The sequence below is a fragment of the Massilia sp. UYP34 genome (genome assembly GCF_056279385.1).
The window spans coordinates 663874-677353 of sequence record NZ_JBWBRF010000001.1 but is presented as its reverse complement, the minus strand read 5'-3'; the positions used below and the strand labels follow the sequence as shown (position 1 = coordinate 677353).

Genomic DNA, 13480 nt, shown 5'->3' with positions numbered 1-13480 from the left:
CGGACAGCCCTTCCCAGGAAGCCGGCGCGATGGGTATGCCGGCGTGGCGGCGGCGCGCCCGACGGGCACCGGAAAAAAAACGCGCGGTCGAGACCGCGCGTTCCCCTCATCCTGGCGCTGGCGCTTACCAGGTGAGCTTCAGGCTGTACTTGCCGTTGGTGGCGCCGGTGCCGCCGCTGTAGTAGGTCACGCGCACATAGCGGGTCGAGGCGCTGGTGCCGGTATTGCTGGAGTTGACGCTGTCCACCGCGCCCGCGCCGTTCTGGCTGGTGCCCAACTGCGTGCCCGATGCGTTGTACACGTACAGGTCGTAGTCGGCATTGGACAGGCCCGGGGTCAGCACCGCGCTCAGGGTGCGGCCGGCCGGCAGGTCGACGCGGAAGAAGTCCGTGTCGGTGGTCGAGCCGAGGTTGCCGTTCACCGTCGTGTTGCCGACCGTGACCAGGTTGGCGGTGGCGAGGGTGTTGTTCGTCTCCGCCTCGTTCACGGTGGTGGCTGGGGTGCCGCCGCTGGTGGCCGCGTCGACAGCCGCGTTGGCGTCCACGATGCCGGTGCCGCAACCCGAGCAGGTGGCCGGGAAGGCGCGCGCCGTCGATTTCAGTTTCGACTCGATCTCGTCCGGCGTCAGGTTGGTGTTCCGCGCCAGCATCAGCGCCGCCACGCCGGCCACGTGCGGCGTGGCCATCGAGGTGCCCTGGTAGGCCGCGTAGCTGTCCGAAGCCGGCGCGGTGGTGCCGGTGTTCAGCGTCGACAGCACCCCATTGGCGCCGTCGCCGCCTGGCGCGGCCACGTCGATCAGGGTGCCGTAGTTCGAGTACGAAGCGCGCCCGCCCGTGCGGCCGGTGGCCGCCACCGCGATCACGCCCGAGCAGTTGGCGGGGCTGGCGTTGCTGACGTTGACGGCGGAGTTGCCGGCGGCGACCACCACCACCGCGCCGCGCGAACGGGCGCCGTTGATGGCGTTCTGGGTGGTCGCGCCGCACGCGCCGCTGCCGCCCAGCGACAGGTTCAGCACGCGCGCCTTGTTGGCATTGGCCGGCACGCCCGACACGCTGCCGCCCGACGACCAGGTGATCGCGTCGGCGATGTCCGAGGTGTAGCCGCCGCACTTGCCGAGCACGCGCACCGGAACGATCTTGGCGTTGTAGGCCACGCCGGCGACACCCGTGCCGTTGTTGGTGCGCGCCGCCACGGTGCCGGCGACGTGGGTGCCATGCCAGCTCGAACCCTGGTCGCGGGTCGGCTGGCCGCTGCCGCATTCGCCGGCCACCACGGCGTCGCCCGGATCGCTGGCGTCGCTGTCGCGGCCATTGCCGTCGTTGCCGATGGCGGCGGTGCTGATGAAGTCATAGCCGGCCAGCAGCTGGCCCGAGAGGTCGGCGTGCGGCCGGTAACCGGTGTCGATCACCGCCACCACCACGCCGCTGCCGGTCGACTTGTCCCAGGCGCTCGGCAGGCGCAGGCCGCCGGCGGTTTCATAGTAGTGCCACTGGTCGGTGTAGCGCGGGTCGGTCGGCGTGGCCAGATGGGTCATGATGCGGTCCGGCTCGGCGTACTCGATGGCCGGGTCGCGCGCCATCATCTCGGCGGCCAGCGATTCGACTTCCTTCAGGTGGCGCCGGCGGTCCAGCTTGAACACCTGGGCGCCGGTCGAGATGGCATGGCTTTCCTTGACCACCATGCCGAACTGCTGGCCGGCGCGGTCGAGTTTCGCCTTGCGCTCGGGGCTCAGGCTGGCGACCCGGGCCACGACGCCATTGGCGGCAGGCTTCGCGTCGCGGTATTTCACGATGAGTCGGTCTGTCTCCACGACGAACTGCGGCGCGCTGCTGCCGTCCCCGCCGGCGGCGGCGAAGGCGGCTCCGGCTCCCAGCGCCAGCGCGACTGCTGCACACATCTTCAACACGGTCGGACGAATCGAATGCGTTTGCTTCATGGTTCTTCCTTGTTCAAGGTTTTCCGTCAAGCGATGGTTCGCTTGTGTCGTTGTAGGACCGGCAAGCCGGTGCCGTCTCGAAGCGGCGAACTCAGCTTAGCTTGAAGAAAAGAAACGGCAGGAATAATTTCTCATCGCTTTCGGCGTGCATACAACAGTTAACTCGGCACATCCAGCAAAAACATGATTTATTCGGTTAAACGTTAAATATACAAAATATTTACTGGTTCAACAACGATAGAAAACGCATATGCATTGCGAATAAGGTAATTATCAGATAAATATTCATGTAACACTTCTGGTCGTGATGCCATGCACCGCGGGCCAAAACGAAAAAAAGGCCGCGCAGTGCGCGGCCTTTCCCATTCAGGCGAGCTGACTGTTTACACGATCAGAAATTGCCCTTGAACTGCATACCCCATTGGCGCGGCTCGTTGGTAAAGCCCGTCAGGTTGTTGAAGTCGATGGCGCCGGTGATGCGGCGCTGGTCCAGGACGTTGCGGCCGAACGCGGCGACTTCGTACTTGCCGTTGCCGAAGATGTAGCCGACGCGCACGCCGCCTTCGGTCAGCGGAGCGCCGGTGAACTCGGTGGCCTCGTACAGGAAGAAGTTGATCTTGCTGCGGTACGACCAGTCGGTGAAGACGTACAGTTCGCCATCGCGGAACGGCACGCCGTAGCGGGCGGTCGCGTTGAAGGTCCAGCGCGGCGCCTGCGGCAGCGGGTTGCCGTCGATGACCACGCGGCCGACGGCGTTCAGCGGGTTGGTGATGGTGCACTGGGCGCACCTGTTCACCGACAGGCTGGCGTCGCGGATCTGCGTGTAGTTGTAGCTGGCGCCGGCGCTCACGCGCAGGGCGGTGCTGACGGCCGCTTCGAAGTCGAACTCGGCGCCCTTGCCCTTGGTCTTGTCGGCGTTGATCAGGCGGTTGACGTTCGAGTTGCCACCCACCACGGTCAGTTGCTGGTCTTCGATCGTGTAGTCATAGATCGAGAACGAGGTGCGGGCGCGGCGGTCGAACAGGTCGGCCTTCACGCCCAGCTCGAACGACTTGATGGTTTCCGAATCGGCCACGGTGATCGGCACTTCGGCCGAGGCGGCGGCGATGCTCGGCGCGCGGAAACCGGTCGCGGCGCGGCCATAGACGTTCACGTTCGGGGTCAGCTTGTAAGTGGCCGACAGGTCCCAGTTGATCTTGTCCTTGCTTTCTTCCACCGACGATGGGCCGATCTGGACGACGTTGGTCGCCTCGATGGTGCGGAATTCCTTCTCGTCCTTGGTGTAGCGCAGGCCGCCGCGGATGGTCCAGTCCGGGGTCAGGTCGTAGCTTGCCGATGCGAACGCGGCCCAGGCTTCGTTCTTCTGGTTCGAACGCAGGCGCGAGGTGCGCGCATAGGTGGTGCTGTTGAAGTTGTCGCTGCCGCCAGTCACGTCTTCATCGAAGAAGTACAGGCCGGCCTGCCAGTTGAGCGGACCGGTGTATTGCGACTCGAGGCGGAATTCCTGGGTGTACTGGTCCAGGTTCTCGATGTAGCCGTTGGTCTCGACCTGGAACGGAATGAAGCCCGGGCCGGCCGGGGTGCCGCCGTCGATGTCGCCGCGGCTCGAGTAGTCGACGATGTGCTCGTAGCCGGTGATCGAGTGCAGCCTGTAGTTGCCGAGATCCCACTGCAGGCGCAGGTTGATGCCGTTGGTCTTCAGGCTCTGGAAGTTCTGGGCGTTGGTGACGATCTTGTCGAGATCGGTGCCATCGGCGAAGGTATTGCTGCCCTTCTTGATCAGGTTGGCGCGGAACAGGCGTGCGCTGCCGTTGGTCTGGCGCTGATGAAAGCCCAGCAGGCCGCTGAAGCCATCCTTGCTGTACAAGAACTGGACGCGTTCGGCATGCTCGTTGTAGCCGTCGAGCTCACCGCGCTTCTGGGTCATGGCCACGTCGCTGAAGTTGTCGACGTAGTCGTCGCGGTGCTGGCCGACGGCCGACACGCGCATCGCCACATTGGTCGACAGCGGCACGTTGACGGCGCCCTCGGCGTTCATCGTGTAGTGCGAGGCGGCCGACAGGTTGTAGTAGCCCTCGACCTTCTTCAGGTTCGGCTTCTCGGATTCGAATTTCACGACGCCGGCCGGGGTGTTGCGGCCGAACAGGGTGCCCTGCGGGCCGCGCAGCACTTCGACGCTGGCCAGGTCGAAGATCGGGAAGCCCTTGAGGATCGGGTTTTCCTGCACGATGTCGTCATAGACGAGCGAGACCGGCTGCGAGGCGAAGGTGTTGAAGTCGGTATTGCCGTAGCCGCGGATGTAGAAGCGCGGGAAGGTGCGGCCGTTCGACGATTCGACGTTCAGGCTCGGCACCTTGCCGGCCAGCAGGCGGATGTCGTCGCCGCCGGAGACCAGCACGTCCAGCTTGTCGCCCTTCAGGGCGGTGACGGAAACCGGCACGTCACGGATGTTCTCGGTGCGGCGCTGGGCCGTCACGGTCACGGATTGCAGCTGGAGAGACTGGTTCGAATCGGTCGTCTGGGCGAACGCCGGTGCGATCGGCAACGCGGCGCAGGCGGACAGCGCCAGCATTGCGCCATGCGCACGGAGGACGCGCTTGTGCATCTTGGACATCTTGGTCATGGAGTGTTTCCCTGGTGATTAACAAAAGAACCGATGTCCCCGTTCCTCTTCTTATGGACGCCCCCCGCCGGGTGCGCGAGCGGATATCGACCCGCCCTCGGCCGCGCGTCTAAGGCGCACATCTTTGCGATGTTTGTAAGTTGCCGACTTGTCAAAGGCGGTATTGTCCGTGATGGGTATGTGTGGCGGCAAGTAAATATCGCGGGTGTCGCCTTGATTACAACACATACGGATCTGCCGATTTGGCTTGCGCCTTCCGGCCCATCCGCCATCGGTCGAAACAGGTTTCTGATATTTTTTCGAAAAACTCTTGCAGACCTTGAAAGCCACCCTCTATAATTCGGGCCTCTTCGGACGCAATGACAAGCGTCAGATGGAAAATCACCGAGATGGGCGCTTAGCTCAGTTGGTAGAGCGGATCCCTTACAAGGATTAGGTCGGGAGTTCGAGCCTCTCAGCGCCCACCAAGCATCTCGATGATTGATCGAAGGTACGATCAGAGTAAACGGAGCGGTAGTTCAGTTGGTTAGAATACCGGCCTGTCACGCCGGGGGTCGCGGGTTCGAGCCCCGTCCGCTCCGCCAGCATCAAGGAAAAAGGGTCCGATTCGTCGGGCCCTTTTTCTTTTTCCGTTCCGGTTTTATCGCGCATCCGCGCTTTCGGTTCACGCCCGGCGCCGTACCGGATCCCCGACCTCCACCCGATCGCGCCCCGTGCGCTTGGCCGCATACAGGGCATGGTCGGCGCGCGCCAGCGCCGCGCTCAGGTCTTCGTTCGGATCGAGCACCACCACGCCGATACTGACGGTCATCGTGTAGCTCGGCCCGCTGGTGATCACGGTGGCCGCGCGCACCGCCTGGCGCAGGCGCTGGGCCGCCTGCACCGCGGCGTCGATGTCGGCGCCGGGCAGCATCATCGCGAATTCCTCGCCGCCCAGGCGGCCGATCGTCTCATGCTCGCGCATCACCTCGCGCGCGGTGCGGGCGAACACCTGGAGGGCGTGGTCGCCGCTGGCATGGCCCCAGCGGTCGTTGATCTGCTTGAAGTGGTCGATGTCGATCATCATCAGCGCCAGCCGATGGCGCTGGCGCTGGGAGGCCAGGCGCGCGCGCTCGGCGCGCTCCAGGAAGGCATGGCGATTGGGCAGGCCGGTCAGGCAGTCGGTCGAGGCCAGCCGGGCCATGCGCGCGTCGTCCTTCTGCTTGCACAGCAGGAGGAAACCGAATCCATTGACGATCATGAGCATGTAGCCGGCGAGATAGGCGGCTTCGCGCGCCTGCACGTGGTCGAACGGCCCCCTGCCCAGCAAGGCCGAACCGGCCCACAGCGCGACGGCGACGGCGAACAGCGCGTCGTTGATGCCGATGATCCGCTGCAGCAGGGACGCATGGCGCCGGCGCAGCAGCACCCAGGCCATGGCGGCGGCGAACAGCGCCACCACGCCCGCCACCAGGGCGCCCAGCTGGGCGTGGCTGGCGCCATGGAAGCCGGCCGCGATCACCACCCCGGACGACAGCACGGTGATCGGAAACAGTACCCGGCCCCAGCGCGTGAAACCGAAGAACACGCAGTAGGCCGCCATCTCGAGCGAGATCGACAGGATCCAGCCGATGCCTTCCAGGCCGCCCAGGAAGGACAGGCCCGCCATCGGGCGGACCCATCCGATCAACTGGCTCAAGCCCATGCCCAGGCGCGCCCACATCCATAGCTGCAGACCCGGATTGCGGGCCGCGCCCCGGGTATATCCTGCCATCAGGATCGCAAAGCCGACGTTACCGATCCCGAGCGCAAGAAGAAAAGTTGGTATATCGATCACTGCCTGTCCTCTTCGGGAACGTTGGCCTGGCCATGCGCGACGGCTCACATGGACAAATATCATTACAACAACGACTGTTGCTGTAAAGAATTAATGTTACACGATTTTCAACCTCGTGGCGCGCACGTTTGAAGGAGTTTTTGAACAACGCGCCACACTGTCGTGCACGGCTGCAGCTTTTTGATGCGCAGCAGCATCCGATCGAGGATAATCAAACAGACAACATAGCGCACCACGCCGGAGCATCACGTGATTTTTCGTTTCCTCAAGCCCCCTCGGATGTCGCCGCGCCAGCACCGGCTGAAGAGTTCTTCGCTATTCAGTGCGCTGACGCCGCTGGAATTGAAGATCGTCGATGGATTGCTGCACGAGCGCCGCTATCTGAAGGATGAGATCGTTTTCGACGAAGGCGAGGAAGGCCAGGCCCTGTACCTCCTGATGAGCGGCCGGGTGCGCATCAGCCGCCTGCATGAGGGCATGACCCAGGTGGTGGCCGAGCTGGAGCCGGGCGGCTTCTTCGGCGACCTGGCCCTGCTCGACAACTCGCCGCGCAATGCCCAGGCGCGCGCGATGGAGCCATGCGAGGTGGCGGTGTTCTTCCGCGCCGACTTCCTGGGCCTGATGGAAACCGACGCCGTCCTCGGCTACAAGATCTCGCTGGCGCTGGCGCGCCACATCGGCCTGCGCCTGCGCGAATGGATGGGTACCGGACGGCCGCAACTGGAAGCGCTATGAGTCCGGTGCCGGGCATCGTCAACGGCCCCGAGCGCGCCGGTCCCGTGGTGTGGACCGGGATCGTCGCCGCCACCTGCCTGCTGCTGCTGGTCGTCCAGCAGCTGCTGTGGTTGTTCCTGCCCTTCATCTTCGGCGCCGTGCTCTATTACATCCTGCTGGGACCGATGCAGCGCATGGTGCGCTCGGGCTTCAGCCGCAATGCCGCTGCGGTCTGGGTCTGCGCCCTGTTCTTCACGCTGGCCGGGCTGGCGCTGGCGGCGGCCCTGAGCTGGAGCGACGGACCGGAAGAAGACTCGTGGGAAGCGACCATCGGCCTGTACCTGGACGGCGGCGTGGCCTTCGTGCGCAACTCGCTGGCCATGCTCGAGGCGAAATTCCCGATCCTGGCCGAGATGCGGCTCACCTCGACCGTCGACATGGCCTTCACCACCTATACCAACGACTTCGCGCAGAACCACCTGGGCGACATCGTGGTCGGCGTCGTGACCTGGGTGCCATCGCTGCTGCTGGCGCCGTTTCTCACCTTCTTCCTGCTGCGCGACGGCGTGCGCTTCAAGAAATTCTTGGCCCGCGCGGTGCCGAACGCCTATTTCGAGCGCGCGCTGTATCTGCTGCACGAGGTCGACCAGACCGCGCGCCGCTATTTCGAGGGGTTGCTCAAGCTGACCGTGCTCGACACGCTGGTGCTGGCGCTGGGCCTGTGGGTGATCGGCGTGTCGTCGCCCTTGCTGCTCGGCCTGATCTCGGCCGTGCTGGCCTGGGTGCCGTTCATCGGGTCGATTGCCGGCTGCGTGCTGGTGGTGATCGTCGCGTCGACCGACGCGCCGGGCAATCCGTTGATGGCGTATGGGGCGATCGGGGTGTTCGTGCTGGTGCGGCTGCTGGACGATTTCCTGTTCATGCCGCTGACGCTGGGACGCAGCCTGCACATCCACCCGCTGGTGACGGTGCTGATGATTTTTATCGGCGGCATGCTGGCGGGCGTGGTGGGGCTGATGCTGGTGCTGCCGCTGCTGGGGGTGGTGATGGTGATCGGCGAAACCCTGGGGACGCTGGTGACCAATCCACGGCTGCGCGCAAGGCACCGCTATGCGCGCGCCTTGCGCACCAGGCAGGCCAGCGTCGACCTGGACATCGCGCGCGAGCGGCGCGGGGCGCCGACGCCGAACGCGACGTCCAACGCGATGCCGAACGTGACGCCAGCCGCGACGCCGACCGCGACGTTCAAGGAATGATCAGTTCCTGACGGTCTTCGGCTTGGACTTGATGGTCGACAGGATCGACGGCTTCACCTTGGCAGGTGGTGCGCTGGCCGAACCGTTGGCCAACCCTGCCGGGGTGCGCTGGCCGCGGCGGTCCGCACCTGGCGCAGCGCGGCGCGGCGCCACCTCGACCGTGCGGCCCTTCGGCGGCGCACCGGCCGGACGACGCTCTTCACGCGCCGCACCCGGCAACTCGCCGCCCGGCGGCGGAATCAGGTGCCGCTCGCCATTGCCGATCAGGTCCGACCGTCCCATGCGCTTGAGACCCTCGCGCAGGATCGGCCAGTTCTCCGGATCGTAGTAGCGCAGGAACGCCTTGTGCAGCTTGCGCGTCTTGCCGCTCTTGGCCGTTTCGACGACTTCGGAATCCTCGGTCACCTTGGCCAGCGGATTCTTGCGCGAGTGGTACATCGTGGTCGCCATCGCCATCGGCGTCGGCGTGAAGGTCTGCACCTGGTCCAGCTTGAAGTTGTTCTTCTTCAGCCACAGCGCCAGGTTCAGCATGTCCTCGTCGGTCGAGCCGGGGTGGGCCGCGATGAAGTACGGGATCAGGTACTGCTTCTTGCCCGCTTCCAGCGAATACTTGTCGAACAGGCGCTTGAACTCGTCATAGGCGCCGATGCCCGGCTTCATCATCTTCGACAGCGTGCCCTGCTCGGTATGCTCCGGCGCGATCTTCAGGAGCCCCCCCACGTGGTGGGTCACCAGCTCTTTCACGTACTCGGGCGAGCGCACCGCCAGGTCGTAGCGCAGGCCGGAGCCGATCAGGATCTTCTTGATGCCGGGGATGGCGCGCGCCTTGCGGTACAGCGAGATCAGCTTGCTGTGGTCGGTGCCCAGGTTGGAGCAGATGGTCGGGTACACGCACGACAGGCGGCGGCAGCTTTCCTCGATCTTCTTGTCCTTGCAGGCCAGGCGGTACATATTCGCCGTCGGGCCGCCCAGGTCGGTGATGGTGCCGGCGAAGTTCTTGGTCGTGTCGCGGATCAGCTCGATCTCGCGCAGGATCGACGGCTCCGAGCGGCTCTGGATGATGCGGCCTTCGTGCTCGGTGATCGAGCAGAAGGTGCAGCCGCCGAAGCAGCCGCGCATGATGTTGACCGAGTAGCGGATCATTTCCCAGGCCGGGATATGGGCCTTGCCGTAGCTCGGGTGCGGCGCGCGCGCATAGGGCAGGTCGTAGACGTTGTCCATCTCGTCCATGGCCAGCGGCAGCGGCGGCGGATTGAGCCAGACGTCGCGGTCGCCATGCGCCTGCACCAGGGCTCTAGCGTTGCCCGGGTTCGACTCCAGGTGGAACACGCGCGAGGCGTGCGCATACATGACCGGGTCTTCGCTGACGATTTCAAAACTCGGCAGGCGCACCACGGTCTTGGCCGCCTTTTCGCGGGCCGCGGCCTGGCGCTGCTCGCGCGTCATGATGACCACCGGCTTGACTTCCGGCTCGGGCGCGGCATTGTCCAGCGCGCAGGTCTTCGGATCTTCCAGCGCCATCGCATACGGGTTCGGCTGCCTGTCGATGCGGCCCGGCACGTCCACCCGGGTGGAGTTATGCACCGACCACTCTTCGTCCGGCAGCCAGCCCTGCGGCACCAGGAAGGCGGTGCCGCGCAGGTCGCGGATGGTCTTGATGTTTTCGCCAGCCGCGATGCGGCGCGTGAGGTCGACCAGGGCCCGTTCGGCATTGCCGAAGATGACCAGGTCGGCCTTCGACTCGAACAGCACCGAGCGCCGCACTTTATCGGACCAGTAATCGTAGTGGGCGATGCGGCGCAGCGAAGCCTCGATGCTGCCGGCGATCACCGGCACGCCAGGGAAGGCTTCGCGCGCGCGCTGGCAATACACGGTCACGGCGCGGTCGGGGCGCTTGTTCGGTTCGGCGTTCGGGGTATAGGCGTCGTCGGAACGGATCTTGCGGTCGGCCGTGTAGCGGTTGACCATCGAATCCATATTGCCGGCGGTGATGCCCCAGTACAGATTGGGTTTGCCCAGCGCGCGGAACGGTTCGACCGAGGTCCAGTCGGGCTGGCTGATGATGCCGACGCGGTAGCCTTGCGCTTCGAGCAGGCGGCCGACCAGGGCCATGCCGAAGCTCGGGTGGTCGATGTAGGCGTCGCCGGTGACCAGGATGATGTCGCACGAATCCCAGCCCAATTTGTCCATTTCGGCACGGGACATCGGGAGAAAAGGTGCGGCAACGGCGCGGCTGGAGCGCTTGGCGACCGTCGCGAAGAGATTGGCTGGGGAGTTCATTGTCCGGCATTGTACCGGAAAACCATTTATGGGGCAGCGGACCGCCCCGAAAAATGGCTTAAAATCAATGACTTGTGGCGTGGATGCCTACGGGCCCAACGGCCCTCATATTAGATACCCATGTTCGACAGGATCTGCCCCAGTTCGCGCAGGCCGGACTCGACGCGCGGGTGGCGGGCGGCAAAGCGGGCCGCCAGTTCCTGGGTGCGCGAACCGAGGCCGTAGGTGTTGGCGTCGAGCTGCTGCTCGGCGCGGCGCTCCAGCACCTTCTCGATGTCGCCATCGAGCTGGCGCAGCAGGGTTTCCAGTTCGACATCGGTGTCGCCCGTTTCTTGCAGCTCGCGGTGCAGGGCTTTCAGGCGTGCCTTCAGGTCGGCATCGTGTTCGGATTGCATCGTGGTCTCCGGTGTTGGCTCGATGTCATTGTAAGCCATGGGGGCCGGGAGGAGGAACACGGCTGTGGCGCGGCGGATCGGGGCGCAGGTTGAACGCGTCGGCGGCGAAGCCGCCAACCCTACGACTTGGGCTTCCGCCCGGGCGGGAGCGACGTGCATGCGTTGTTGGCTGAAGAGTTACGGTCAACTCTCCCCCACCCTCAAACAACGTCGCTCCCGCGAAGGCGGGAGCCAAAGCTATGCATGGTTGCCGGCCGCGTTACACGACCGGCACCGGCATCACTCGCCGGTCAAGCCACGACGCTCCAGCAGCGGCTTGATGTCCGCATCCTTGCCGCGGAAGTTGCGGTACATCTGCATCGCATCCAGCGTGCCGCCGCGCGACAGCAGGGTCTTGCGGAAGTGGTCGCCGTTCTTGCGGGTCAGGCCGCCATTGGCCTTGAACCACTCGACGGTGTCGGCGTCCAGCTTTTCGGCCCACAGGTAGCCGTAGTAGCCGGCCGAGTAGCCGCCCGAGAAGGTGTGCGAGAAGTAGGTGCTGCGGTAACGCGGCGGCACCAGGGCGAAGTCGACGCCGGCCTTCTTGAGCGCCTCGGCCTCGAAGGCCAGCACGTCCTGCGGCATCTGGTTCGGGGCCAGCTGGTGCCAGGCCTGGTCCAGCAGCGCCGCGGCCAGGTACTCGGTGGTGCGGAAGCCTTCGTTGAACTGGCTTGATGCCTGCACCTTGTCGAGCAGCTCCTTCGGCATCGGCTCGCCGGTCTGGTAGTGCTTGGCGTAGTTGGCAAGGACCTCCGGCCAGGTCATCCACATCTCGTTCACCTGCGACGGGAACTCGACGTAGTCGCGCGGCACGCGCGAACCCGAGAAGCGTGGATAGGTCACATCCGAGAACATGCCATGCAGCGCGTGGCCGAACTCATGGAAGGTGGTGCGCACTTCGTCGTACGTCAGGAGCGTCGGCTCGCCGGCGGCCGGCTTGGCCACGTTCAGGTTGTTGGCGATGACGGGGCGGGTGCCCAGCAGTTTCGACTGGGCGACCCAGGCGTTGGCCCAGGCGCCGCCGCGCTTGTTCGAGCGTGCGTACGGATCGAAGGTGAAGATCGCCAGCTGCTTGCCGTCGACGTCGAACACGTCGAACATGCGCACGTCTTCGTTGTAGCCCGGCAGGTCCTTGCGCTCCTTGAAGGTCAGGCCGAATTCCTTGTTGGCGGCGAAGAACACGCCGTCGACCAGCACGCGGTTCAGTTCGAAGTAAGGACGCAGCTGGCCGGCGTCGAAGGCGTAGCGCTGGGCGCGTACCTTGTCGCTGTAGAAGGCCCAGTCATGCGCGGCGGCCTGGAAGCCTCCCTTTTCGGCGTCGATCACCTTCTGGATGTCGGCCGCTTCCTTCCTGGCGTTGTTGACGGCAGGCGGGGCCAGCTCGGACAGCAGGCTGTTCACGGCGTCGGTGGTCTTCGCGGTCTGCTCTTCCAGGTTGTAGGCGGCGTGGTTCGGATAGCCCAGCAGCACGGCGCGCTCGGCGCGCAGCTTGGCGATTTGCAGCACGATCTGGCGGGTGTCGAACTCGCCGCCGCGGCTGCCGCGCGCCATCGAGGCCGACAGCAGCTTGGCGCGGGTGTCGCGGTTGGTCAATACCGACAGCGCTTCCTGCTGGGTGGTGTTCACCACGGGAATGACGAACTTGCCGTCCAGGCCGCGCTTCCTGGCCTCGACTGCGGCGGCGTCGATCGCCTTGTCGCTCATGCCGGCCAGCGCGGCGCGGGTGTCGACCACCAGCGCCGAGGCATTGGCTTCCTTCAGCGTGTTCTGGGCGAACTGGGTCTGCAGGGCGGCCAGCTTGCTGTTGTATTCCTTCAGCTTGACCTTGTCCGCTTCGGAGAGCTTGGCGCCGGCGCGCTCGAAGTCGTTGTTGTAGCGGTCCAGCAGGTAGGCCGATTCGGCGTCCAGCTTGAGGCTGTCGCGCTTGTCGTACAGGGTCTTGATGCGCTGGTACAGCCTGGCGTTCAGGCGGATCGCGTCGCTGTGCTGCGACAGCTTCGGCGCCATCTCGCGGCCCAGGGCGATCAGGGTGTCGTTGGTGTAGGAGCCCGACAGGGTGCCGAAGGCGGTGCTCACGCGCGCCAGCATGCGGCCCGAGCGCTCCATTGCGACGATGGTGTTCTCGAACGTCGGCGCGGCCTTGTTGTTGGCGATCTTCTCGATTTCAAGCGCGTGCTGGCGCATGCCCTCTTCGTAGGCCGGCGCGAAGTGCTCGTTGCGGATCTTGTCCCAGGCCGGGTAGTTGAACGGCAGCGGGCTCTCTTTCGCGAACGGGTTCGAGGCGTCGAACCTGGCCGGGGCGGCGGCTGGCGCGGCGGCTTGGGCCGCCGCCTGGGCAGAAGATGCGGCGTGGGCGACGTTCAGGACAGCCGCGCTCACGGCGGCGGCCAGCAGGAAGTGGGTACGTTTCATATTGTTCGG

8 protein-coding genes and 2 tRNA genes are annotated in these 13480 nt (G+C 65.1%); 4 read left to right on the top strand and 6 right to left on the bottom strand.

Annotation, left to right across the window (positions count from 1 at the left end; translation table 11 throughout):
* Positions 1-124: 124 nt before the first annotated feature.
* Both ACZ9AQ_RS03005 and ACZ9AQ_RS03000 read right to left on the bottom strand, forming a co-directional pair.
* On the bottom strand, positions 125-1936 hold the full coding sequence (locus tag ACZ9AQ_RS03005) for a S8 family peptidase (RefSeq protein ID WP_429200809.1): 1812 nt from the start codon (positions 1934-1936) through the stop codon (positions 125-127).
* Positions 1937-2327: 391 nt separating this feature from the next.
* Positions 2328-4559 carry a TonB-dependent receptor gene (locus ACZ9AQ_RS03000; RefSeq protein WP_429200811.1) on the bottom strand — a complete coding sequence of 744 codons (2232 nt, stop codon included), beginning with the start codon at positions 4557-4559 and terminating at the stop codon, positions 2328-2330.
* 391 nt (positions 4560-4950) lie between these two features.
* Between ACZ9AQ_RS03000 and ACZ9AQ_RS02995 the strand changes: the two genes are divergently transcribed.
* Together ACZ9AQ_RS02995 and ACZ9AQ_RS02990 are read left to right on the top strand one after the other, a co-directional pair.
* Positions 4951-5026, top strand: a tRNA-Val gene (locus tag ACZ9AQ_RS02995).
* 40 nt (positions 5027-5066) lie between these two features.
* Positions 5067-5143: transfer RNA gene (locus ACZ9AQ_RS02990), tRNA-Asp, on the top strand.
* An 80-nt stretch (positions 5144-5223) separates the two neighbouring features.
* Here the strand turns inward: ACZ9AQ_RS02990 and ACZ9AQ_RS02985 are convergent.
* Positions 5224-6375, bottom strand: coding sequence for a GGDEF domain-containing protein (locus ACZ9AQ_RS02985; protein ID WP_429200812.1), 1152 nt, complete (start codon positions 6373-6375; stop codon positions 5224-5226).
* Between the two features lie 249 nt (positions 6376-6624).
* Between ACZ9AQ_RS02985 and ACZ9AQ_RS02980 the strand changes: the two genes are divergently transcribed.
* Together ACZ9AQ_RS02980 and ACZ9AQ_RS02975 are read left to right on the top strand one after the other, a co-directional pair.
* Positions 6625-7110: a cyclic nucleotide-binding domain-containing protein gene (locus tag ACZ9AQ_RS02980; protein ID WP_429200814.1), complete on the top strand. Its 486-nt coding sequence runs from the start codon at positions 6625-6627 to the stop codon at positions 7108-7110.
* Complete coding sequence (locus ACZ9AQ_RS02975) at positions 7107-8345, top strand: AI-2E family transporter (protein ID WP_429200816.1); 1239 nt, start codon at positions 7107-7109, stop codon at positions 8343-8345. Before ACZ9AQ_RS02980 ends, ACZ9AQ_RS02975 begins: the two co-directional genes overlap by 4 nt.
* Here ACZ9AQ_RS02975 and ACZ9AQ_RS02970 read toward each other — a convergent pair whose 3' ends face one another.
* The 3 genes from ACZ9AQ_RS02970 to ACZ9AQ_RS02960 form a co-directional block, all read right to left on the bottom strand.
* Positions 8346-10550, bottom strand: coding sequence for a YgiQ family radical SAM protein (locus ACZ9AQ_RS02970; RefSeq protein WP_429200818.1), 2205 nt, complete (start codon positions 10548-10550; stop codon positions 8346-8348).
* 185 nt (positions 10551-10735) lie between these two features.
* Positions 10736-11020 (bottom strand): DUF4404 family protein, encoded by a 285-nt coding sequence (locus ACZ9AQ_RS02965; RefSeq protein ID WP_005664429.1) that lies wholly within the window; start codon positions 11018-11020, stop codon positions 10736-10738.
* 279 nt (positions 11021-11299) lie between these two features.
* Complete coding sequence (locus ACZ9AQ_RS02960) at positions 11300-13471, bottom strand: M3 family metallopeptidase (protein WP_429200819.1); 2172 nt, start codon at positions 13469-13471, stop codon at positions 11300-11302.
* Between the last annotated feature and the right edge of the window lie 9 nt (positions 13472-13480).